The organism is Pantoea sp. Ae19-2, from assembly GCF_059801205.1.
This window is the reverse complement of sequence record NZ_JBCHWE010000001.1, coordinates 622,447-645,002: the sequence shown is the minus strand read 5'-3', so window position 1 is coordinate 645,002 and position 22,556 is coordinate 622,447. Positions and strand designations below refer to the sequence as shown.

Here is a 22,556-nt window from a genome sequence, read left to right as displayed (position 1 = left end):
AAAGGCGGAATTACGTGAAGAAGAAGGTATCTGGCATAAAGTTTTAATGGTGTTATTTCCAGAGCGTGATCCGCATCGTGATAATCGCCGTGGTGTTTATGGTTTTTATTCCCCGCTGCCGTTATTCAGCCTTTCAAGGGGCTTTTTTAGCCTAAAAAATCGATAAAAATCACTATTTATCAAATAATTAAACCGATGTAGTTCCTATTGTTAAAAAGATGATACATTGAAGTTATTATTCCAAAATACGTGTGACAGTCATGAAGTTGTCATTTCAAACGAAGCTGTTTCTTTCGCTCGTGGTTTTTTCGTCTGTCCTGTTCGTGTTACTGGGAAGCTATTATTACGTCAGCATCACCCGGCAGCTTTATCAGGCGATGAGCATGCGCGCGAAGGTTCAGGCAGACGAGATCGCGCTGATTCCGGAACTGAAAAAAGCGGTGGCGGATCGTGATATCACGACCATCAATGTGCTGATGAAGGCTATAGCCCGGAAAAGCGATGCCAGTTTTATTGTGATTGGCGATAACCAGGCCCTGCATCTTTTTCACTCGGTGACGGCGGACCGAATTGGCAAACCGCTGGTGGGCGGCGATAACGCAGCGGTGCTGGCAGGGAAAAGTATCACCACCATTCGGACAGGCGGCCTGGGAATGTCACTGCGAAGTAAGGCGCCTATCCTCAACGATCGCGGCCAGGTCGTCGGTATTGTTTCTGTTGGCTACCTCGCCCGCTATCTGGATGCCATCACCTTTAGCAACATGATCAACCTGTTGATCGTGGCGGCGCTGGTGCTTATTGCCCTGTTTATTTTCTCCTGGTTTTTTACCTGTAATATTAAAAAACAGATTTTCTCGCTGGAACCGCGCGAGATCGGCCTGATGGTCCGCCAGCAAAAAGCCATGATGGAATCGATCTATGAAGGCGTCATTGTTATCAATGAACAACTGCGGATCGAAGTGATTAATCAGGCTGCCCGCAAGCTGCTGGGACTGTCACAGTCCGCCGAGGCGCTGCGCGGCGAGTCTGTCAGCCAGATCGTCTCCCCGGTGCCCTTTTTATCGCAGCCCGTAATGCTGGAAAAAGATACCCACGATGAGATTTGCCAATTTAACTCGCTGACCGTCATCGCCAGCCGGGTGCGTATCATGCTGGAGGACGCGCTAATGGGATGGGTGATCACCTTTCGCGATTTTAACGACATCGATTCCCTCAGCGCCCAACTCAGCCAGGTGAAACGTTATGTCGATAACCTGCGCATCATGCGTCATGAACAGCTTAACCGCATGAACACGCTTTCCGGGCTGTTGCACATGGGGCGTTTTGACGAAGCGATTGGTTACATTGAAGCGCAGTCCGAGCACGAGCAGGAGTTGCTGGACTTTGTCTCGGCTCGATTCACTTCGCCTCTGCTGTGCGGCTTATTACTGGGCAAAGCCGCGCGCGCCAGAGAAAAAGGCGTCATTCTCCACTTTGATCCCGCGTGCCTGATGGATAAGCCGTTTCCCGCGCTTTCCGATGCCGAACTGATTTCGGTGATTGGCAACCTGCTTGACAACGCCATTGAAGCCACCCAGCGCGCCCCGTTGCCTCATGAACCTGTTGAAGTACTGATTAAACTCAGTACCCGTGAGCTGATCATCGAAGTGGCGGATCGCGGCGTGGGCATTACGCCGGCAATCCGCGAGCGCATGTTTGAACGTGGCATGACCACCAAAACCCGAGGCGATCACGGCATCGGGTTGTATTTAACCGAAAGCTATATTACCCGTGCAGGGGGAACCATTGAGGTCAGCGACAACGTGCCCCGTGGCGCGGTGTTTTCGCTGTTTATCCCCTGTGCGCAAACCAACAGCTGTCCCGTAACGGAAACGGAGAAAATCCGCGATGCAACATGATCCTGTTACCGTCCTGATTGTTGAAGATGAGCCTGAACTGGCTCAGCTTCATGCAGAACTGATTGGTAAGCACCCTGAGCTCAGGCTGGTCGGCATAGCCAGCTCCCTGGCAGAAGCCAGACAGCAGCTTGAACTGACCGCGCCACAGTTGGTGCTGCTCGATAACTACCTGCCTGATGGCAAAGGCATCACCCTGATTGGCGATCCGTTGCTGGCCAACGCGAACTGCTCCATTATTTTTATTACGGCGGCCAGTGATATGGATACCTGCAGCCAGGCCATTCGCAACGGTGCCTTTGATTACGTGCTTAAACCGGTATCCTGGAAACGCCTTAACCGCTCGCTTGCCAACTTCATCGCCTTTGCAGACCAACAGCGCACATGGAAAATTGTCGATCAGAAAAATGTCGATGTGCTGTATCAGTTGCAGGCGAAGAACTACCCGCACGATAACGGCAGCAAAGGCATTGAGGAAAATACCCTGGCCCGGGTTCAGACACTGTTTACGCCCGCCACAACGCGCCTTTTTTCGGTCGATGAGGTGATGACAGAAACCGGGCTGAGTAAAACGACCGCCCGCCGCTACCTGGAGCACTGCGTGGAAACCGGCTTTCTGACGGTCGAAATGCTGTATGGCAAGGTGGGCCATCCCCGGCGCATGTACAAACGCACCTGACCGAACGGGTGTCCCGTGCTCGCCCTGCGCCGGTTCAGTCAGGTGGCTTTCAGGGGCAAAATGCGGCGCCAATCCCATGACGTCACCGGTACGTCTGGCCCGCATGCTGTAATCCGAAACAAAAAAAACTGTCCTTTGCTCTTCCCGTCATCCGCAAACTGATTACTATAGGTTTTCACCCGATTCCTATAGCGAAGCCCTCTCCGTTGAAAATGCGCACTCCTTACGTACTGGCTCTACTGGTTTCTTTGCTTCCCCTTAAAAGCATGGCGCAGGTTGCGCCCGATCCGTTGCTGGCATCCCAAATTGTTGACCGCTATGCGGAGCATATCTTCTATGCCAGCGGTGCGACAGGCATGGCGCTGGTCGCAATAGATGGTAATCAGCGGGTTTTCGCCAGCTTTGGTGACACGCGGCCAGGAAACAATATTCGTCCCCAAAAGGATTCGTTAATTCGTATTGCCTCACTCAGCAAGCTGATGACCAGTGAAGTCATGGTGAAGATGGCCGAGCGCGGGGAGATTCGCCTTGACGATCCGCTCAGTAAATATGCACCGCCCGGAAAGCGGGTGCCCAGTTTTGATGGTCAGCCCATTCGGCTGATTAACCTGTCTACCCATACCAGCGGTCTGCCGCGAGAGCAGCCCGGCGGCAAACCCCATCGTCCGGTGTTTGTCTGGCCGACACAGAGTGAACGCTGGCGTTGGTTAAACACGGCCAGCCTGAAAGCCGCCCCCGGCACCAATGCGGCCTATTCCAATCTTGGTTATGACCTGCTGGGCGATGCGCTGTCGCGCGCGGCCGGTAAGCCTTATCCTGCCCTGCTGCAGCAGTTAATTACCCGTCCACTGGGGATGAAAGACACCACCTTTACGCCGTCACCTGAGCAGTGCGCACGCCTGATGGTGGCGGAAAAAGGCGCCAGCCCGTGTAATAACACGCTGGCGGCCATCGGCAGCGGTGGCGTATATTCGACGCCTGATGATATGGGCCGCTGGATGCAGCAGTTCCTCAACTCCTCGGTAAATCACCGTACGCCACAGATCGACCGCCTGCAGACGCTGATCTACCGTCGCGACCAGTTGCATAAAGTTGACGGCATGGACGTGCCGGGCAAAGCCGACGCGCTGGGAATGGGGTGGGTTTATATGGGGCCGGCCAACGGTCGCCCTGGCATTATCCAGAAAACCGGCGGCGGCGGCGGCTTCATCACCTATATGGCGATGGTTCCCCAGCAAAACGTCGGGGTTTTTGTGGTCGTTACCCGCTCGCCTCTGACGCGCTTTACGCCGATGAGTGACGGCGTAAACAACCTGCTCGCTGAGCTGGTAGGCAATCAGAACGGCTCGCCGATGATGGTCCAGGCGATTCCCTAACCGCTCACCGCTGATGGGGCTGACTGGCTCACCCAAAGCGTGGGCCAGTCGTCACTGCTGTGCCAGGCATCGCAGGTTGACTCCTCGGCATACTCGGCTAAAACAAAATGCTCGCCGTCAAACTGCCAGCGGGTCGCGGTACCACAGTCGCCAAGTCCGCGTCCTTTGCCAAAGGTATAGAGCTGCCCGCTTGCCGCATCATAATCTGCGTTAATCAGCTCCAGCTGGCGCTCTGATGCGCCCGGCGGGGTAAAAGGCAAGGTCAGCGTAATCCCACGCGCCACATAGGGCGGCGCACGCGTTACTTCAAAAGCCAGATCGATCACGTTATATGCGCCCATTTCACAGCTGACCAGCAGCAGCGCTTTTTTGTCTGTCAGCGGCGAGACGCTGACTTCGCGGCGCAGGGGATCAAGGGAACAGGTATCCGAATTTACCCGCCACGTTCCGTAGTCGATCAGCCCGCTGGTCTCGTCACGCGTCAGTGGCGCAGGCGCAGCCATCGCCGGCGGCAGTTGCGGTACGGCCGGTGCGGCCGGGACGCCGGTTCTTCCTCCGCGCCTGACCCAGGCACTCATGCTATTCACCCGGCCCTGCACATCGTCCATAAATAACAACGCGGCTTTCATACCGCGCAACGAAATCTGCGGACCGGCATTGAACGTCAGCTGCAGGCTTTTCGCATCCATGGTCAGTTCAAGAAATTCGTTAATGGCGATAGGATTGCTGGTAGCAAGATGGTGTGGCTCAACCGTCCAGTGCTTGAAGTCAGGCCGCAGCCGACGTTGATCGACTAAAAGATTATCTTGCAGCGCCGGGCCGGGCAGCGCGCCGCTGTATGCACTGCCGTAATCGATGCGCAGTAACGGTTTGTCATCGGATCCCGCACTGCGGGAAAGCGTCATAACCAGGCCCTGGTCGCCAGGTATGCTGCGCGCAACGCAATGCGCCGCATTATTGCAGGTGAGTTGCCAGTCAGAAAACAGCTTCTGTACCGGATCAGCCTGAGCAGCGGCAACCATAAAAACAGACAACGCAAACAGCGATTTCATCCCATACCACATTAAGAAAATCGAACCCCAACTTCTTTGAGTGGAAGATGATAGCGCAATAGCGCACGTCACGAGGGCCGCATTCTGTGAAGTGCTCAGCAAGCGCAGCTAACCGACTAAAAAACATCCGCTTTACAACAAAAGAAAGGCGGTGATCTCTGCAGAATAGTCATCATGCTGTTTCACTCTGTTGCGCTCAATCGGATTCGTCGGACATTCCCGCCAGTCGAATCGGTCAAATACACATAAACGGTCAAAAACAGACATGTTATAGTCGCCACAGGTGCAGGCATAAAAGCCTGTCAGCCCTGTTTCTTACGGTTAATTAACCCTAATTTAGTGATATCAGTCACGTCTTTAATATACCTATTACATAGTTTTTCATAAAAAACCCAACAAATATCTCTTTACGCACGCTGTGAGAAGAGTGACCTGCGTAGCCACGCTCAGGCCACATTTTTGCCGCGTGCCTTCCAGTACTTTATAACCCTCGGAGGCCAGCATGTTGCCGATTGAACGCCAGCAGAGAATTATTGATGAATTAATGCGTAATGGACGCGTGATTGTCGCTGAACTGACCGCCTTATGTCAGGTTTCGCAGGAAACGATTCGTCGGGATTTAGCCCAACTGGAAAAGAAAGGCATACTCCAGCGAAGCCATGGTGGCGCTGTTCCGGTTAAACAATATAATGCAGCCATTCAGATAAATAACCGGGCCATTAATGAGTATGAATCATCTTTCCGGCAGCGAATTAATGAACATATCGATGCCAAAATGACCATTGCTAAGCGGGCGCTGGGGTTTATTAGCCCAGGCGATTGTTTATTACTCGATAGTAGTACCACGTGTTTTTATCTGGCCCGACAGTTACCGGATATTGAATTAACTGTATTAACTAATTCTTTACGCATTGTGCAGACCCTGGCGGCGCGCAGCAGTATTCGCACGATCTGCCTGGGTGGCGAATATTCCGATCGCTATGAAGATTTTCACGGCATCGTAACTGAACAACCGTTAAAAGAGTTTCAAATAAATAAAATCTTTTTTTCCTGTAGCAGTTTGGGCAACGACGGTTATTTACGCGAGGGGAATGAACATAATGCACATTTAAAACAACAACTCATTCTGGCAGCTGAACGCAAACATTTATTAATGGATAGCTCTAAGTTTCTTCGGCCCTCATTCGCGCGTGTTTGTCATTATCGCGATGTGGATTTTCTTATTACCGACCAGTTAAAAGATAAAGAGCTGGAACAGGAACTGGCGTGGAACGGGGTAAATATTATCGACTGTTCACAACGGCCTCAGTCCGTGCAGCTTATTAATCAATAAATGGAGTCACTATGAAAAAACAGCTTATCGCCTGCTCCCTGATCGCATTATTCGCATTCCAGGCTCAGGCAGCAGAAAAAATACGTATGGGCATCGTGGTGAAAATTGGCGGTATTCCATGGTTCAACGCGATGGAAGCCGGGATTAAAAGTGAAGCGGCGAAAAGCGGCATAGATGCATGGATGGTCGGACCCACCGCAGCCGATCCCGCCTTGCAGGTTCGCGCTATTGAGGATTTGATTGCGCAGAAAGTCGATATCATTGGCGTGGTTCCCAACGATCCTAAAGTCCTGGAGCCCGTCTTACAGCGGGCGCGCGATGCGGGCATCAAAGTGATTACCCATGAATCACCGGGTCAGAAATTCGCCAACTGGGACTTTGAGTTAGTGGATGCAGCCACGCACGGCATCAACCATATGAAAGCGCTGGCAGCCTGTATGCACGATGAAGGGCAATACGCCATGTACGTTGGCAGCCTGACGGTGCCGCTCCACCAGCAGTGGACCGACGCTGCGCTGGCGTATCAAAAACAGCATTATCCCAAAATGCAGTTGGTCACCGACAAATTTGGCGTAGGCGAATCGCTGGATGATTCTATCCGTACCACCAACGAGCTGATGTCTAAATATCCCAATCTGAAAGGGATTTTAGCCTTTGGCTCACAGGGCCCTATCGGCGCAGGCCGGGCCGTAATGAACCGCAATAAGGTTAACCAGGTGTGCGTCATCGGAGCCTTCAGTCCGGGCCAGGGCGCGCAGCTCGTCAATCGGGGCGCGATCAAAGGCGGCTATATCTGGAATCCCCATACGGCCGGTGAAGTGTTTGTCCGTCTTGCCGAGATGATGGAGAAAAACACGCCCATTAAAGATGGCATGACCATTGAGGGATTAGGCAAGGTCCGGGTCGATGACACGACGCATACCCTTCTGGGCAATAACACCGAAAGCCTGGATAAAGCCAACCTGCCGAAACTGATTAAGCTGGGGTTGTAGAGATGAGACCTGTCGCACCGCAGACGCTCGTGACGTTAGATGCGTTGTCGAAAACGTTTGGTGGTCATCGTGCGCTGAGCGATATTTCGCTGACGCTGCTGGCCGGAGAAGTGCACTGCCTTGCCGGGACCAATGGTTGTGGCAAAAGCACGCTCATTAAGGTGATTTCAGGCGTTCATGCGCCGGATGAGGGCAGCGAGATCCGTCTGGGCGAAGGGGAAATTTTGCCCCGCCTCTCAACCCAGCAGGCCAGAGACTTTGGTATACAGGTGATCTATCAGGATCTGTCTCTGTTCCCTAACCTGAGCGTGGCCGAAAACATTGCGTTTGAACACAACCTGCGTGGCCTGTTCGGCTGGCATCAGCGTAAAAGGCTGCATGCCAGCGCCCGACGTATCGTTGACGAGCTTCAGTTTGAACTCGATCTCAACGAGAAAGTGGCGCACCTCTCCATTGCTCAGCGGCAACAGGTCGCGATTTGCCGGGCACTGGTTGCCGATGCCAGGCTGGTGATCATGGACGAACCCACAGCCTCGCTAACCCGAACAGAAGTGAATCAGCTGCTGCGCACGGTGCGCTATCTCAAACAGAAAAACATCTGTGTGGTGTTTGTCAGCCATCGACTAGATGAAGTACTGGAAATCTCCGATCGGGTGACGGTTATTCGGGATGGCCGCAGGGTTGGCAGTTGGCCAGCACAGGACATGACGCCGCACCGTCTGACGGAACTGATGACCGGACAGAAGCTGGAATATCCGTTGAAAAACGTCACGCGCAGGCGCGATCGCGTGTTGCTGGAAGTCGAGCACCTCAGCCGGAGCGGGCAGTATCACGACGTGAATTTTCGTTTGTACGAAGGCGAGGTGCTGGGGCTCTGTGGCCTGCTGGGTTCGGGTCGTACCGAGCTGGCTCTGTCGCTATTTGGTATGACCCAGCCCGACAGCGGCAAGATTTGGCTGGACACGAAACCGGTACGCTTCCGTAGCCATGAAGACGCCATCAAAGCCGGTATTGGCTATGTCTCAGAAGACCGTCTGACGCTGGGGCTGGTTCAGCAACAGTCGGTGGCCGATAACATGGTGTTGCCGATTCTCGATAAGCTGCAAAACCGCTTTCACCTGATTGATGAATACCGTAAGAACAGGCTAATCCTGCAGTGGATTCAGCAGCTTGGCGTCCGGGTTGCCGATCCCGAGCAGGCAATTTCCACGCTTTCCGGCGGCAACCAGCAAAAGATTGTTTTAGCCAAGTGGGTACTCACTCAACCTCGCCTGTTAATTCTTGACTCGCCCACCGTCGGCGTCGATGTCGGCGCGAAGGCCAGTATCTACCAGCTGATCCACGAACTGGCGCGAGAAGGCTTATCGATTATGTTGATTTCCGATGAAGTCCCAGAGGTCTGGCACAACTGCGACCGCATTTTGCATTTCCGTGAGGGGACGATCCATGCCGAATACCAGCCAGACCGAGTGCAAGAACAGCAACTGGCGGAGGTCATCAATGCCTGACTTATCCCGTTTACGTCCTCATTCCAGCCAGGGCTGGCTGACCTGGGTTTTACTGCTGTTTATTGGGGTGTTTTCGCTGTCCAGCGACCAGTTCCTCAGCGTACAAAACCTGCTGGATTTAGCCGAAAGCTATGCGGTCACCGGCATCTTCGCACTTGGACTCTTTGTGGTGCTGGTCACCGGCGGCATCGATATCTCCTTTGCTGCCGTGGCCTCGGTGGTGCAGTACTTCATCGCCACCCTGTTTGTACGCTATCAGTTTGATCATGCCCTGCTGAGTATTGGCCTGGCGGTGGCCTGCGGCACGCTGTTCGGCATGATCAACGCCTGGCTCATTACCTGGCTGCGGGTGGTCTCCATCATCATCACGATCAGCATGCAGTCGCTGCTGTTTGGGCTGCTGATGTGGTCAACCGGCGGACGCAGCCTCTATCAGTTGCCTGAATGGTGGATCACCCTTCGCAGCGTGCTGCCGTTTGAGTGGCAGGGCCAGACGTTTCAGCTTGGCCTGCCCCTGCTCGTCCTGCTGGTCATCGCCACCCTGACGGCCGTGTTACTCAACAAAACGCATCTGGGCCGCCAGCTTTATGCCGTGGGCGGTGATGCGGAGTCCGCGCGGCGCATCGGGATTCGCGTTGGTTTGATTCACCTCTTTGCCTACGGCTGGCTGGGGGCGATGGCGGCCATTGGCGGACTGGTGCAGGTTTATCGCATGGGTGAAGTGGTGCCAAACGCGTTGGTCGGCGGTGAACTGGATGTGCTGGCTGCCACCGTGCTGGGTGGTGCCAGCCTGATGGGCGGAAAAGGCACGGTCAGCGGCACCTTAATGGGGGTTTTCCTGATCGCCATTTTAAAGAACGGCCTCAACCTGATTGGCGTATCCAACTATTTCATGAACATCGTGGTCGGTGGCGTGATTATGGTCGCCATCGCCGTCACGCACTATAAAAAGCGCAAAGAGACTGACGTCAGCTTTGTCTGATGGGAGAAGCACACATGAAACCTTTAACTGCGTTGAAACCTGACGGTACCAATACCGGCCTGCTGCTGCTCATCGCGTTTGCGCTGGCGCTGTTCAGCATCCTGCTGCCCGGCCGTTTTTTTACCGATTCCACCTTTCTCAGCATGGCCTTTCAACTGCCTGAGCTGGGCTTGCTCACCCTGGCGATGTTTATTGCCATTCTGAGTGGCGGATTAAACCTGGCGATTATTACCACCGCCAATCTGACCAGCCTGTTCATCGCCTGGGTGCTACTCGGCATGTTGCCAGACGGGGCGGGAACCGGTCAGCAGCTGGCCTGGCTGCTGCTGGCGGTGCTGGGTGCCATGTTGATTGCTGCACTGATTGGCCTGATCACCGGCGTGATGGTAACCCGCATCGGTGCCCATCCCATTCTGGTGACCCTGGCCACGATGATTACCCTCAACGGCATCGGCATCTGGCTGACAAAAGGCGCCGCGGTGAGCGGCATGCCGCCGGTGGTGCGCGCTTTGGGCGCCGACACGCTGCTGGGCATTCCTCTGCCGCTGTGGGTCTTTTTCGTGGCCGCGGCGCTGCTGGCGGTGTTCCTGGGGAAAACCCGTGCAGGTAAGTGCATCTATATGGGCGGAAGCAACATTAATGCCACCTGGTTTAGCGGAATTAATACGCATCGCATGATCGTGCTGGTGTATGTGATTTCCAGCCTGCTATGCGTGCTGGCGGGGCTCGTGATGATGGCGCGATTTAACTCTGCGCGTATGGGCTATGGCGATGCGTACCTGCTGCTGACCGTGCTGGCCATTATTCTTGGCGGCACCGATCCCAACGGCGGTTTTGGCCGTGTGACCGGCGTCGTGCTGGCGCTGATTGCCCTGCAGATCCTCTCAACCGGCTTCAACCTGATGAATATCAGCCAGCACGTCAGCCTGGCGATGTGGGGCGCAGTGCTGATTGTGGTGCTGGCCGTGAAACAGGGTAAAGCCCGACTCAATGAACGCCGTGCCATGAAGCGCAGCAAGCGCCTGAGTGCGGTACTGAATCCTCTGACTGAGAAAAAGGAAGTATGATGCGAATTCAAATCTCCCCGTCGTTGATGTGTATGAACCTGATGGAGATCAAGCAGCAGTTGGCTGTGCTGAACACCCGCGCTGACTTCCTGCATGTTGATATCATGGATGGTCACTACGTCAAAAATATCACGCTCTCACCGTTCTTTATTGAGCAAATTCGCCCGCACACGCCAGTGGCTATCGATGTGCATTTGATGGTTGAGCAGCCCACCGATTTTATTGAGGCAGTCGCCAACGCCGGAGCGGACTATATTTGCCCGCACGCAGAGACGATCAATCGGGATGCCTTCCGGGTGATCAACCTGATTCGCAGTTTGGGGAAAAAACCGGGCGTGGTATTGAACCCCGCCACGCCGGTGTCCTTTATTCATCATTACCTGCATCTGCTGGATAAGATCACGGTGATGACGGTGGATCCGGGTTATGCCGGGCAACCCTTCATACCGGAAATGGTGGAGAAGATTCGGGCACTCAGTGCGTTAAAACGCGCCCACGGCCACCACTATTTGATTGAGATCGATGGCTCCTGTAATCAACGCACTTATCGCACCCTGCTGGAAGCCGGAGCGGAAGTGCTGATTGTCGGCACCTCGGGCCTGTTCAACCTGCATGACGATCTCTCCACCGCCTGGACAATGATGCGCGACAGTATTGATGCCGCGCAGGGACTGGCGCAGGAGTCTGCATGAAATCACGCTGGCTTGGCATTGATATTGGCGGCACCAGTACCCGTTTGCAGCTGATGGAAGAAGGCCGGAACTGGTGCGGCTTCCGTAAAGTGCCGACCGCCAGTTGGTCGCAACAGGCGGATGCGCTGGTCGCGCTTGGCGATCTGATTTGCGAAACGCTGGAGGCGCAGCCGGTAAGCGGGGTGATGCTTGGCCTGCCCGGCATTCTCAGCCGTGACCGCCAGCAGGTGATCTCGCTGCCCTTTATTCAGGCGCTGGATCAACAACCCGTCGTGGCACGGCTCAGCGCGCGCCTTGGCGTTCCGGTTGCCATGGATAAAGATGTGAACCACCTGATGCTGTGGGATCTGCTGCAGTTGGAGACGTTACCCAATAATGCCGTGGGGTTATATCCCGGCACCGGTCTGGGTAACAGCCTGTGGCTGGAAGGCCGCTTTTATCATGGTCATCATGGCGGCTCAGGCGAGCTGGGCCATATTCCGCTGGCGAACAACGACCTGCCCTGCCCGTGCGGCAACCGGGGCTGTGCCGAAACCCTGATATCCGGTCACTGGCTCAGCACCTGGGCGGCAGCACAACAGCCGGATACGGGGATTTCGCAACTCTTTACCCGGCATGGCGATCACCCTGATCTGCGGGCGTTTGTGCAGCGGCTGGCACAGCTGATCGCCAGCGAAATGAACATTCTGGATCCCGAGTACCTGATTCTGGGCGGTGGCGTACTGTCGATGGCGGATTTTCCCTTGGTGCAGTTGCGCAGCGCCATTCAGCAACATCTGCGACCGCCCGTTACGCGCCAGGGTTTAAAAATCGTTTTCAGCCATGCGACCGATCACACGGGCTGTCGCGGTGCCTGTCTGGCCGCCGAGCGCTGTTTTGGAGGGGAAAAATGAAAGGCAAAGTGTGCGTGTTCGGTTCCTTCAACCTGGATATCGTGGCAGGCATGGCCCGCTTTCCGCTACCGGGTGAATCATTAATTGCCCAGCACAGCATGATGGGGCCCGGCGGCAAAGGCGCGAATCAGGCCACCGCCGCGCTTCGTGCGGGCGCCCGGGTGCACTACATCGGCAAAGTGGGCAACGACGACTTCGGCATATTTGCCCGCCGGCATCTGGAAAAAACCGGCTTTGATGCCATTACGCTGTTCACCTGCAAAGAGAAACCCACCGGCAATGCGTTGATTTACGTGGCCGGTAATGACGCTGAGAATATGATTTCTGTTTATCCTGGGGCGAATCTCACCGTCAGCGCAGCGGAAGTGACGCGCTGCAGGCCGACCGTTGCCGCGGCGGATATTTTGCTGGTACAGCTGGAAAATAATCTGAGCGCGATTCAGCGCATGATCGATCATGCCCGGGCGGCAAATACCTTTGTCATCCTTAATCCGGCACCGTTTCAAAAAATCAGTGACGCTCTGCTGGCAAAGGTCGATCTGCTGACGCCCAACAGCACCGAAGCCATGCTGCTGACCGGCGTGAAGGTCACGGACCTCGCCAGCGCCCGGCAGGCCGCCCTTGTGCTGCACCGCAAGGGCGCACGTCAGGTAATTATTACCCTGGGTACGGCGGGCGCCTTACTGTCTGACGGGCAACAGCTGCTGCATATTCCGGTGTTTCCCGCCACGCCGCTTGATACAACCGGCGCGGGCGATGCCTTTAACGGTGCGCTGGCTGCCCGGCTGGCCGCCGGCGTTTCTCTGGAACAGGCTGCACTGTTCGCCGCAGCGTTTGCCTCCCTGTGCGTTGAACGACAGGGAGCCGCTCATGCTATGCCCGCTTATGCCGATGCACTGGCGCGCCTGCAGGCGCACCCGGAATGCGTGGCCGAAAGCGTGCTGGCCTGCGCGTAACATTCAGGCAGAGGCGCCTGGTGGCGCGTCTGCTCTGTACTCCATCAGAGCGTGAGCCAGCCTGCAATAAGCGCATGCTGCAATAACATAATGGTTTTGCCATCGCGGATGCGCCCCGCTTTCACCCACTGCATGGCCTCAGGAAACGTGATTTCCAGCACGTCGATGGCTTCATCCTCTACACCGCCGCCCGCATTTTCCCGCAGCGCGTCGTGATATTCAGCCGCAAAGAAATGCACCAGCTCGGTCACGCCGCCCGGCGACATGTAAACCGAATAGAGGGTTTCCACCTCGCCCACCGCATAGCCGGTTTCTTCAATGGCCTCTTTGCGAATGCAGTCTTCAGGCGAGTCATCATCCAGCAAGCCTGCACAGGCTTCAATCAACATACCGTCTTCATTACCGTTAACGTAGGTGGCAATGCGGAACTGGCGCGTCAGTACCACGCTGTTCTTGTCACGGTTATACAGCAGAATGGTGGCACCGTTGCCGCGGTCGTAAACTTCACGCTTGTGACGCACGAGTTCGCCCCGGTTGTCGGTAATCTCATAAGTGATATTACGCAGGACAAACCAGTTCTCTGACAGCAGCTTATCTTTGATGATGTTGATATTGAAGGACATGGACGCTCCGCAGCGACAGAAAGGGAGCCTGAGATAATAGGACGTACGTTAAAAGAAAACTATCTGAATTACGGGCCTTGCGCACGTCATCGTCCATCCTCACAGGCAAAAAAAATGCCAGCACGCTGGCTGGCATTCTATGCGAAACGTCTCGGTTACGACGATTTACCGTCGTGCTCGTGATGATCGTGTTCGGTCGCTGCGATGGCGTTCACACGCTTACGCACGCCAAACCAGCCCAGTACCAGAATCACCGCAATCAACGGAATGGAGGCGATAGTATAGGTGCCGTTTGGATAGTCGAACGCCATCAATACCAGCACGCTGAACAGGAACAGCAGCGTCAGCCATGAGGTAAAAGGCGCGCCTGGCAGCTTGAAGCTGACGTCGTCTGCCTTGCCTTCTTTGATCGCTTTACGCAGGCGTAGCTGGCAAAGCACGATAAAGCCCCAGGAAGAGATAATGCCGAGTGACGCCACGTTTAATACGATCTCAAATACCTGAGACGGCACATAGTAGTTAAGCACCACGCCGATGATATAGACGCCGACGGTCACCAGAATCCCGGCATAGGGCACCTGCTGGCTGCTCATTTTAGACATGAACTTCGGTGCGGAACCGCCCATCGACATTGAGCGCAGAATACGGCCGGTCGAGTAGAGACCGGAGTTCAGGCTGGATAACGCCGCACTCAGCACCACAATATTCATAATGCTGCCAATGTAAGGCACGCCCAGCTTAGAGAAGAAGGTCACAAACGGACTTTGCCCAGCCTGGTAGGCATTCCACGGCAACAACATCACTAACAGCACCACGGAACCGACATAGAACAAACCAATACGCCAGATAACGCTGTTGATCGCCTTCGGCAACATGGTTTCCGGATCTTTACACTCGCCTGCTGCCGTACCGACCAGTTCAATCGAGGCGAAGGCAAATACGACGCCCTGCACAAGCACCAGCGCCGGCAACAGGCCGTGCGGGAACAAGCCGCCGTTATCCGTGATCAGGTGGAAGCCGGTTGCATTTCCATCGAGCGGTTTGCCCGTGCCGAGGAACACGACACCGACAACCAGGAAAATGACAATCGCCAGCACTTTGACCAGCGCGAACCAAAACTCCATTTCGGCGAACCACTTTACGCCGATCATGTTCATGGTACCGACAATCGCCAGCGCCCCTAACGCAAATACCCACTGCGGCACATCACCAAACGCGCCCCAGTAATGCATATAAAGCGCAACGGCAGTGATATCCACAATCCCGGTCATAGCCCAGTTAACAAAGTACATCCAGCCTGCCACATAAGAGGCTTTCTCGCCCATGAACTCACGAGCATAGGAGACAAAGCTTCCGCTGCTGGGACGGTGTAAAACCAGTTCGCCCAGTGCGCGCAGGATGAAGAATGAGAAGATACCGCAGACCAGATAGATGATGGCGAGGGCCGGACCTGCCGCCTGTAAACGGGCGCCTGCGCCCAGAAACAGCCCCGTACCGATGGCTCCCCCGATGGCAATCATCTGCACGTGACGATTGCCCATGGCCTTCTTATAGCCGGAGTCGTGGGAATTGAGCCAGCGTCGTTTCGCAGCGCGCATGTCCGCTGCGGATTTCTTTGTAGATTTCATAGCCTTCCTGTTTGTCCTGACCATAAGTCATAGCGCATCCAAACGATTGCGTTCAGCACTGCGAAATGGGTTGTCTTCCTCTGTGCGTCCGCCTGTGAGTTTACGGAAAGCGGCGCGGGAATTTACGGCGATGAATCCTAACCGTTATGTAACATCGAAGCAAAATATACCGAGGGGATATGCGGGACGATTTGTAAAAAATTTTTCTGAGATCACAAAAAAACCGGCCATTGGCTGGCCGGTAAACACTACAGGGATGGAATAGAGAGGGTTTAGCGGTAAATCTCTGCGGTGCCGGTCCAGAGGCTGGAATCACCCGGCGTGTTCACACCGATGACCCGGAAGTGGCTGGCGCCTTCGGCTTTCGCCTGTTGTGAAAGCTGGCGAGTCACATCGTCAAGTGAACCATTTACGCTGGAAACAGAGACGCTGCCGATTTTTTGCAGATCCTGTGCCTCGCGTTGGTCCACCGCCGTGGCGGCCAAGGTAGAAAATGACGCAGTGGCCAACAGGGCGGCGGTGAGGTAAGCAGGTAATCGTTTCATAAATACTCCTGTACTCGCGTTGGTCGCTGTGGTTAAACACGTTATTGATTATTGGCGAGACAATGCAAGCCAACCTTTGTGAGTTGTAAAGCTGTGCGAGTAATGGTCGGTCTGACGTCGGGATTCCTGGGAAACGTCAATCCGGGTGAGTAAAGCTGCTGAACGGTCTCATTTCGGGCTATTTCATGACAGGTCACCTGGCGTCCTCTGCCACCTCTTTTATCCTTCCCTGTTACTGAAGGGGTTATTTGTTGTGATTGTTAAACGCTCTGTTACCCGAAGTATTGCGCAGTCTTTAACGCTGATTGTGTTGCTGGCTTTGCTGACAACCGGTCTGGCTCTGCTCACCCTTTCCAGCAGCCTGCGTGACGCGGAAGCCATTAATCTGGCCGGTTCGCTACGGATGCAGAGTTACCGGCTGGCCTGGGATGCCAGGCTGGAGCCTCGCCTGCTGGTAGCGCATCTTGCGCAGTTCCAGCACACGCTTGATGCCCCCGTTTTACAAGGCCTCGACCGCCCCTGGGTGCCACATAAAGTTATTAACCACTATCAACGTTTGCGCGCGGGCTGGCCGGAGTTAGCTCAGCATCTTGATGCCGATGCAGCAGAAGCCTGGCAGCTTCAAATGCCCGTCTATGTGGGGGAAATCGATCGCTTTGTCCTGGAACTGCAGCGTTATGCTGAACTGAAAATGCGGGTGGTGGCGATCAGTAGCCTGACGGGCCTGGTGGCGATCGTGGCGCTGGCGTTGATGACGATACGCTTTACCCGTCAGCAGGTCGTTAAGCCGCTGAACGCGCTGGTCACCGCCAGTCGTTATGTGGAAAAGGGCAATTTTGCGTTCCCGCCTCTGCACGTCCAGCAGCAGAATGAACTTAAGGTGCTGTCACACACCTTCAGCAGCATGGCCGCCCAGTTGCACGCGCACTATCAGCTCCTGGAGCAGCGGGTCCGCGATAAAACCCGGGATCTGACCCAGGCAAACCGCACGCTTTCGCTGCTCTATCAGAGCTCTCAGATTTTAGCGCGCGGCCCCCTGCATCCGGCCCTGTTCAACAGCGTGTTGGCCAGCGTGCTTGCCAGAGAAAAGCTTGCGTTTATCCGCCTGGAAGGCGAGCAGTTTACCTTTGAGTCCGGGCAAATCGCCCCTTCTCAGGCCTGGCATCAGTTACCCTTGCAGCAGGGCGATCACCCTATTGGCACCCTGCACTGGCAAACGACCGTTACGACGCCGCCTGCAGCATTAATGCAGAGCCTGGCGGCAATGCTGGCCCGGTCAGTCTGGATCTGGCAGACCCAAAAACAGCAGCAGCAGATGCTATTGATTGAAGAGCGCGCCACCATTGCACGCGAGCTGCATGATTCGCTGGCTCAGGCACTGACCTACCTGCGTATTCAACTGACGCTGCTGCGGCGCACTGTCGATGCGCGCGATAGGGCAGCACATGACATTATTGCCGAATTCGATCTTGCGCTGGCCGAAGCTTACCGTCAGCTCCGTGAGTTGCTTGCCACCTTCCGTTTAACGATTGAAAAATCCGATCTGATGGCCGCACTGCACGCAATGATCGCCCCCTTGCAGAAGCAGTCTGAGGCCGACATCCATTTCACCTGCCAGCCAGGGCTTGAGGCGCTGGATGCTCAACAGCAGGTACACGTACTCCAGATTGCCCGCGAGGCGCTGCTTAACGCCATTCGCCATGCAAATGCACAGATGATTACCCTCGACTATCAGCACACAGATGAAGGCGAACATATACTGAGCGTGACGGATGATGGTATTGGGATCGGCACGACAGAGGAACCCCAGGGGCATTACGGGCTGACGACCATGACGGAGCGGGCTGAACGGCTAGCCGGATCCTTACAGATTACGGCACAGCCACGTGGAACACGTGTCACACTGCGTTTTCCATCGCGTCCGGCGCTGCCGCGTGAGTAGTGCTGTTGCCCGCCATTGTGTATTTTAATACCATCCTGAGATCATACAAGATGTGGCAGATCAACACCTGAAGGCAGAATTAACCATTACAATCAACATTCTGCGCATCACCATTCTGGAACGGTCTGGAAAGCCGATCGTTCGCATTGCCCGTACCGCCGTCTGACATCCAGTGCACAGGGAGCTAACATGGCACAACCTGCTTTAACCATTATGATCGTGGACGATCATCCCCTTATGCGCCGCGGCATCCGCCAGCTACTGGCGCTGGAGCCGCAGTTGCAGGTCATCGCTGAAGCCAGTAACGGGACTGAAGCGCTGGCGGAAGCCCGCCGTCTGACACCGGATATCATCCTGCTCGATCTCAACATGAAAGGGATGTCAGGGCTGGATACGTTAAAAGCGCTTCGTCATGAAGGCATCAGCTCACGTATTCTGGTGCTGACGGTCTCTGACGCGCGCAGTGACATTTACGCCCTGGTGGATGCAGGAGCGGACGGCTATTTACTCAAAGACAGCGAACCCGAAATCTTGTTGCGCCAGATCATGCAGGCCCTACAGGGTGAGACGGTGTTTAGCGATGCGGTAAGGCACGCTCTGTCCATGCGACATAACAGTGACGATCCCTTCCGCTTGCTGACCGAACGCGAACGCGGCGTGATGCAGGAAGTGGCGCGGGGCTTGTCCAATAAAGACGTGGCTCATGCACTTCATATCTCGGAAGAAACGGTGAAGGTCCACATTCGTAATGTCCTGCGCAAACTTGATGTACGTTCACGCGTTGCTGCAACAATTATGTGGATTGAGCGCCGAAACAGTTGATAAAAAACGCGCAAACTTACACATTCTCTACAATTTCTCCACTTTTCAAACCCGCCTCGCACGTAAAGTAGAGTCCTACCCGTGCGTGGTTTGCGTGGATTTTTCCGTGCGTCACGCGCTGCATCGCTCATATTAATAATAAAAGCAGTGAGGAGTGTCGGTTCAATGTCGAATTTCTTTATCGACCGCCCAATTTTCGCCTGGGTTTTGGCTATTTTATTGTGTCTTTGCGGCACGCTCGCCATTATTTCACTTCCTGTTGAGCAATATCCCGATCTCGCCCCGCCCAACGTGCGTATTACCGCCACTTATCCCGGCGCCTCAGCGCAAACGCTGGAAAATACCGTCACTCAGGTTATCGAACAGAACATGACCGGTATCGATAACCTGATGTATATGTCCTCCAACAGCAGTAATACCGGCCAGGCGCAAATCACCCTCACCTTTACCGCGGGTACCAATCCTGATGAAGCCCGTCAGCAGGTTCAGAATCAGTTGCAGTCGGCCCTGCGCCAGTTACCTCAACCGGTGCAGTCACAAGGGGTGACCGTCAATAAAACCGGCGACAGTAACATTTTGATGGTGGCGTTTGTCTCAACTGACGGCAGCATGAACAAACAAGATATTGCTGATTATGTCGCCAGTAATATTCAGGAGCCCTTAAGCCGTATTGATGGGGTGGGTGAAGTGGATGCCTACGGTACGCAATATGCTATGCGCATCTGGCTCGATCCCTACAAGCTGACCGCCTATGCCCTGACCACCGATGATGTGGTCAATGCCATCAAATCCCAGAATACCCAGGTTGCAGTGGGCCAGGTGGGCGGGCTACCGGCCGTCAATAATCAGGCGCTGAACGCCACCGTGAACGCGCAGGCGATGCTGCAAACCCCCGACCAGTTTAAAGCGATTACCCTGAAGAATAATCCCGATGGCTCCGTGGTGACGCTAGGCGATGTCGCAACGGTGGCGCTCGGCGCTGAAAAATACGATTCCCTCAGCCGCTACAATGGCCAGTCCGCCTCCGGCTTGGGCATAAAACTGGCCTCCGGTGCCAACGAGATGAACACCGATAAACTGGTGCGGGCGCGGCTGGATGAATTATCACACTATTTTCCGCACGGGCTGGAAGCGAAAATCGCGTATGAAACCACGCCCTTTGTTAAAGCCTCTATCACCGACGTGGTCAAAACCCTGCTGGAAGCAATTCTGCTGGTATTTGGCGTGATGTATCTGTTTATGCAGAACTTCCGGGCCACGTTAATCCCTACCATCGCGGTGCCCGTCGTGCTGCTTGGCACCTTTTGTGTGATCTTTGCCTTCGGCTACAGCATCAACACCCTGACCATGTTCGCTATGGTGCTGGCGATAGGCCTGCTCGTGGACGATGCGATTGTGGTCGTGGAGAACGTTGAACGTATCATGAGCGAGGAAGGGATCTCGCCGCGCGCTGCCACCCGCAAATCGATGGGGCAAATCCAGGGGGCACTGGTCGGAATTGCGCTGGTACTCTCCGCCGTATTTATTCCTATGGCCTTTTTTGGTGGCACCGTAGGGGCAATCTACCGCCAGTTTTCGGTGACCATTGTCTCCGCCATGATCCTGTCGGTGTTGGTCGCGATGATCCTGACACCCGCCCTGTGTGCCACGCTGCTTAAGCCCATCGCCAAAGGGGAACATCACGGCGAGCGCGGCTTCTTTCGCTGGTTTAACCACCATTTCAACCGCAACGCCGACCGCTATCAGCGTGGTGTCGCCCACATTCTGCGCACGGGGGGCCGCTGGCTGCTGTTGTATGTGGGGATTATTGGCATCATGGCGTTCCTGTTTCTTCATCTGCCTTCGTCTTTTCTGCCCCAGGAAGATCGGGGCATGATTTTGACCCAGGTCCAGCTTCCCGCCGGTTCCAGCATGAATCAGACCTCGGCGGTAGTGGCTAAAGTGGAAAAGTACTACCTGACGAAAGAAAAAGATAACGTGCTGTCGGTCTTCTCAACGATCGGTTCCGGCCCCGGCGGGAACGGGCAGAACGTCGCGCGTCTGTTTATTCGTTTGAAAGACTGGGGTGACAGACCCGGGGCCGATCGCACGTCGTTCGCCATCATTAAGCGCGCCGGAAAAGCGTTCAAACACATCAATGAGGCCACGGTCATTGCGAGCAGTCCGCCGGCGATTACCGGTCTGGGCAGCTCATCGGGCTTTGACCTGGAAATACAGGATCATGGCGGCATCGGGCATGACAAGCTCATGGCGATGCGCGACATGCTGCTCGACAAGGCCAGCAAAGATAAGCTCCTGTCCCGTGTCCGTCATAACGGCCTTGATGACAGCCCGCAGTTGCAAATTGATATTGATGAGCGCAAAGCCCAGGCGCTGGGCGTATCACTGGATACCATTAACGACACGCTAGCCACTGCCTGGGGCTCAAGCTACGTGAACGACTTTTTGGATCGTGGACGGGTAAAAAAAGTGTATGTACAGGCTGATGCGCCCTATCGCATGCTGCCCGGCGATGTCGATAAATGGTACGTGCGTAACAGCAGTGGCACCATGGTGCCCTTCTCGGCATTTGCCACCAGCCGCTGGCAAACCGGTTCACCGCGTCTGGAACGCTATAACGGCTACTCCTCCCTGGAAATCGTGGGGGAAGCCGCAGAGGGCGTGAGTAGCGGTACAGCGATGAATGAAATGGAGAAACTGGTCGAATCCCTGCCGCTTGGCGTGGGTTTCCAGTGGACGGGGGCATCCTATCAGGAGCGGTTATCGGGTTCTCAGGCACCCGCGCTGTACGTGGTTTCGCTGCTGGTTGTCTTCCTCTGCCTGGCAGCTCTGTATGAAAGCTGGTCGATCCCGTTCTCTGTCATGCTGGTCGTCCCGCTTGGCGTGATCGGTGCGCTGATTGCCACCTGGACGCGCGGGCTGGAGAACGACGTCTATTTCCAGGTGGGCTTGCTGACCGTGGTCGGGCTTTCGGCCAAGAACGCCATCCTGATTGTCGAGTTTGCTAACGAGCTTAACAGTAAGGGAGGCGAACTGATTGAATCGACGCTGGCGGCGTCACGCCAGCGCCTGCGGCCGATCCTGATGACGTCGCTGGCCTTTATCTTCGGTGTGCTGCCGATGGCGATCAGCAGCGGCGCAGGCTCCGGCAGTCAGCATTCTGTGGGAACGGGCGTGATGGGCGGGATGATTTCTGCCACGATTCTGGCCATTCTGTTTGTGCCGCTGTTCTTTGTGCTGGTGCGTCGCCGCTTTCCCCTGAAAGAGAAGCATCGGGACTGATTAACCCGCTTTCCTGACGGCGCCTCAATCAGGCAAAAAAAACGGCCTCTGTTCGCAGCGGCCGTTTTATTCGTGTGTGTGGTCAGAATTACAGCAGAGGGGAAAGTGCCCTGCTTTTCTCCTCACGTGTTACTTGTTGCGTAACATCGCTTCGATGAATTCTTTCCAGTTCCCCATTTCGGTGTCAATCATAGAACCCTCTCTTATTGTAGTGGCAATATTACGCCTTTTTTTTCGCCTGGTGAATACGTTTACACCTGTCATTACTATCGGCAAAGGCGACAAAAAG

At 55.0% G+C, this 22,556-nt stretch carries 19 protein-coding genes; 14 read left to right on the top strand and 5 right to left on the bottom strand.

Features of this window, described 5'->3' with window-relative positions; genetic code table 11:
* Nucleotides 1-260 precede the first annotated feature (260 nt).
* From AAIE03_RS03070 to ampH, 3 genes are all read left to right on the top strand, one after another.
* On the top strand, nucleotides 261-1,898 hold the full coding sequence (locus AAIE03_RS03070; protein WP_064374164.1) for an ATP-binding protein: 1,638 nt from the start codon (nucleotides 261-263) through the stop codon (nucleotides 1,896-1,898).
* Nucleotides 1,888-2,574 (top strand): response regulator, encoded by a 687-nt coding sequence (locus AAIE03_RS03065; protein WP_013026659.1) that lies wholly within the window; start codon nucleotides 1,888-1,890, stop codon nucleotides 2,572-2,574. Before AAIE03_RS03070 ends, AAIE03_RS03065 begins: the two co-directional genes overlap by 11 nt.
* Before the next feature lie 212 nt (nucleotides 2,575-2,786).
* Nucleotides 2,787-3,950 (top strand): D-alanyl-D-alanine-carboxypeptidase/endopeptidase AmpH, encoded by a 1,164-nt coding sequence (gene ampH / locus AAIE03_RS03060; protein ID WP_014594262.1) that lies wholly within the window; start codon nucleotides 2,787-2,789, stop codon nucleotides 3,948-3,950.
* Here ampH and AAIE03_RS03055 read toward each other — a convergent pair.
* Entirely contained in the window at nucleotides 3,947-5,014 is a 1,068-nt protein-coding gene (locus tag AAIE03_RS03055) for a DUF1176 domain-containing protein (protein WP_105082806.1), read from the bottom strand. The genes ampH and AAIE03_RS03055 overlap by 4 nt on opposite strands.
* Nucleotides 5,015-5,504: 490 nt before the next feature.
* Between AAIE03_RS03055 and AAIE03_RS03050 the strand changes: the two genes are divergently transcribed.
* Genes AAIE03_RS03050 through AAIE03_RS03015 form a run of 8 tightly spaced genes read left to right on the top strand, consistent with a single transcriptional unit; the run spans nucleotide 5,505 to nucleotide 13,425 of the window.
* Entirely contained in the window at nucleotides 5,505-6,335 is an 831-nt protein-coding gene (locus AAIE03_RS03050; RefSeq protein WP_498562773.1) for a DeoR/GlpR family DNA-binding transcription regulator, read from the top strand.
* Nucleotides 6,336-6,346: 11 nt separating this feature from the next.
* Nucleotides 6,347-7,327, top strand: coding sequence for a substrate-binding domain-containing protein (locus AAIE03_RS03045; protein ID WP_019106056.1), 981 nt, complete (start codon nucleotides 6,347-6,349; stop codon nucleotides 7,325-7,327).
* A 2-nt stretch (nucleotides 7,328-7,329) separates the two neighbouring features.
* Nucleotides 7,330-8,835: a sugar ABC transporter ATP-binding protein gene (locus AAIE03_RS03040; protein WP_013026664.1), complete on the top strand. Its 1,506-nt coding sequence runs from the start codon at nucleotides 7,330-7,332 to the stop codon at nucleotides 8,833-8,835.
* Nucleotides 8,828-9,817, top strand: coding sequence for an ABC transporter permease (locus AAIE03_RS03035; RefSeq protein ID WP_014605306.1), 990 nt, complete (start codon nucleotides 8,828-8,830; stop codon nucleotides 9,815-9,817). The genes AAIE03_RS03040 and AAIE03_RS03035 overlap by 8 nt, the downstream gene beginning before the upstream one ends.
* A 14-nt stretch (nucleotides 9,818-9,831) precedes the next feature.
* Complete coding sequence (locus AAIE03_RS03030) at nucleotides 9,832-10,884, top strand: ABC transporter permease (protein ID WP_072138199.1); 1,053 nt, start codon at nucleotides 9,832-9,834, stop codon at nucleotides 10,882-10,884.
* Nucleotides 10,884-11,576: a D-allulose 6-phosphate 3-epimerase gene (alsE, locus tag AAIE03_RS03025; RefSeq protein ID WP_015699768.1), complete on the top strand. Its 693-nt coding sequence runs from the start codon at nucleotides 10,884-10,886 to the stop codon at nucleotides 11,574-11,576. The genes AAIE03_RS03030 and alsE overlap by 1 nt, the downstream gene beginning before the upstream one ends.
* The gene (alsK, locus tag AAIE03_RS03020) at nucleotides 11,573-12,469 is read left to right on the top strand and encodes an allose kinase (RefSeq protein ID WP_014594269.1); all 897 of its coding nucleotides are present in this window, start codon (nucleotides 11,573-11,575) and stop codon (nucleotides 12,467-12,469) included. The genes alsE and alsK overlap by 4 nt, the downstream gene beginning before the upstream one ends.
* Entirely contained in the window at nucleotides 12,466-13,425 is a 960-nt protein-coding gene (locus tag AAIE03_RS03015) for a ribokinase (RefSeq protein ID WP_015699767.1), read from the top strand. Before alsK ends, AAIE03_RS03015 begins: the two co-directional genes overlap by 4 nt.
* 44 nt (nucleotides 13,426-13,469) lie before the next feature.
* Here AAIE03_RS03015 and nudK read toward each other — a convergent pair whose 3' ends face one another.
* The 3 genes from nudK to AAIE03_RS03000 form a co-directional block, all read right to left on the bottom strand.
* The gene (gene nudK, locus AAIE03_RS03010; RefSeq protein WP_072138200.1) at nucleotides 13,470-14,048 is read right to left on the bottom strand and encodes a GDP-mannose pyrophosphatase NudK; all 579 of its coding nucleotides are present in this window, start codon (nucleotides 14,046-14,048) and stop codon (nucleotides 13,470-13,472) included.
* Between the two features lie 155 nt (nucleotides 14,049-14,203).
* On the bottom strand, nucleotides 14,204-15,676 hold the full coding sequence (gene ansP, locus AAIE03_RS03005) for an L-asparagine permease (protein ID WP_014605303.1): 1,473 nt from the start codon (nucleotides 15,674-15,676) through the stop codon (nucleotides 14,204-14,206).
* A gap of 272 nt (nucleotides 15,677-15,948) precedes the next feature.
* Nucleotides 15,949-16,221 (bottom strand): YdgH/BhsA/McbA family protein, encoded by a 273-nt coding sequence (locus AAIE03_RS03000; protein ID WP_013026671.1) that lies wholly within the window; start codon nucleotides 16,219-16,221, stop codon nucleotides 15,949-15,951.
* A gap of 253 nt (nucleotides 16,222-16,474) precedes the next feature.
* Between AAIE03_RS03000 and narQ the strand changes: the two genes are divergently transcribed.
* The 3 genes from narQ to acrD all read left to right on the top strand — a co-directional run bounded on the left by narQ (nucleotide 16,475) and on the right by acrD (nucleotide 22,267).
* The gene (gene narQ, locus AAIE03_RS02995; RefSeq protein WP_022623482.1) at nucleotides 16,475-18,163 is read left to right on the top strand and encodes a nitrate/nitrite two-component system sensor histidine kinase NarQ; all 1,689 of its coding nucleotides are present in this window, start codon (nucleotides 16,475-16,477) and stop codon (nucleotides 18,161-18,163) included.
* Between the two features lie 189 nt (nucleotides 18,164-18,352).
* Nucleotides 18,353-18,985 (top strand): response regulator, encoded by a 633-nt coding sequence (locus AAIE03_RS02990; RefSeq protein ID WP_013026673.1) that lies wholly within the window; start codon nucleotides 18,353-18,355, stop codon nucleotides 18,983-18,985.
* 165 nt (nucleotides 18,986-19,150) lie between these two features.
* Nucleotides 19,151-22,267, top strand: a complete 3,117-nt coding sequence (gene acrD / locus AAIE03_RS02985) for a multidrug efflux RND transporter permease AcrD (protein WP_014594274.1) — start codon at nucleotides 19,151-19,153, stop codon at nucleotides 22,265-22,267.
* A gap of 129 nt (nucleotides 22,268-22,396) precedes the next feature.
* On the opposite strand, the gene ypfM is transcribed toward acrD, so the two are convergent.
* Nucleotides 22,397-22,459, bottom strand: coding sequence for a protein YpfM (ypfM, locus tag AAIE03_RS02980; protein WP_139015967.1), 63 nt, complete (start codon nucleotides 22,457-22,459; stop codon nucleotides 22,397-22,399).
* Nucleotides 22,460-22,556 lie beyond the last annotated feature (97 nt).

What these genes read in the sequence shown, in the direction of transcription:
- AAIE03_RS03045 (WP_019106056.1), top strand. Translation starts at nt 6,347, where the DNA reads ATGAAAAAACAGCTTATCGCCTGCTCCCTGATCGCATTATTCGCATTC.
- ampH (WP_014594262.1), top strand. Translation starts at nt 2,787, where the DNA reads ATGCGCACTCCTTACGTACTGGCTCTACTGGTTTCTTTGCTTCCCCTT.
- alsE (WP_015699768.1), top strand. Translation starts at nt 10,884, where the DNA reads ATGCGAATTCAAATCTCCCCGTCGTTGATGTGTATGAACCTGATGGAG.
- AAIE03_RS03070 (WP_064374164.1), top strand. Translation starts at nt 261, where the DNA reads ATGAAGTTGTCATTTCAAACGAAGCTGTTTCTTTCGCTCGTGGTTTTT.
- AAIE03_RS03030 (WP_072138199.1), top strand. Translation starts at nt 9,832, where the DNA reads ATGAAACCTTTAACTGCGTTGAAACCTGACGGTACCAATACCGGCCTG.
- acrD (WP_014594274.1), top strand. Translation starts at nt 19,151, where the DNA reads ATGTCGAATTTCTTTATCGACCGCCCAATTTTCGCCTGGGTTTTGGCT.
- AAIE03_RS03015 (WP_015699767.1), top strand. Translation starts at nt 12,466, where the DNA reads ATGAAAGGCAAAGTGTGCGTGTTCGGTTCCTTCAACCTGGATATCGTG.
- AAIE03_RS03050 (WP_498562773.1), top strand. Translation starts at nt 5,505, where the DNA reads ATGTTGCCGATTGAACGCCAGCAGAGAATTATTGATGAATTAATGCGT.
- alsK (WP_014594269.1), top strand. Translation starts at nt 11,573, where the DNA reads ATGAAATCACGCTGGCTTGGCATTGATATTGGCGGCACCAGTACCCGT.
- AAIE03_RS03055 (WP_105082806.1), bottom strand. Translation starts at nt 5,014, where the DNA reads ATGTGGTATGGGATGAAATCGCTGTTTGCGTTGTCTGTTTTTATGGTT.
- AAIE03_RS02990 (WP_013026673.1), top strand. Translation starts at nt 18,353, where the DNA reads ATGGCACAACCTGCTTTAACCATTATGATCGTGGACGATCATCCCCTT.
- AAIE03_RS03035 (WP_014605306.1), top strand. Translation starts at nt 8,828, where the DNA reads ATGCCTGACTTATCCCGTTTACGTCCTCATTCCAGCCAGGGCTGGCTG.
- nudK (WP_072138200.1), bottom strand. Translation starts at nt 14,048, where the DNA reads ATGTCCTTCAATATCAACATCATCAAAGATAAGCTGCTGTCAGAGAAC.
- ansP (WP_014605303.1), bottom strand. Translation starts at nt 15,676, where the DNA reads ATGAAATCTACAAAGAAATCCGCAGCGGACATGCGCGCTGCGAAACGA.
- AAIE03_RS03040 (WP_013026664.1), top strand. Translation starts at nt 7,330, where the DNA reads ATGAGACCTGTCGCACCGCAGACGCTCGTGACGTTAGATGCGTTGTCG.
- AAIE03_RS03065 (WP_013026659.1), top strand. Translation starts at nt 1,888, where the DNA reads ATGCAACATGATCCTGTTACCGTCCTGATTGTTGAAGATGAGCCTGAA.
- AAIE03_RS03000 (WP_013026671.1), bottom strand. Translation starts at nt 16,221, where the DNA reads ATGAAACGATTACCTGCTTACCTCACCGCCGCCCTGTTGGCCACTGCG.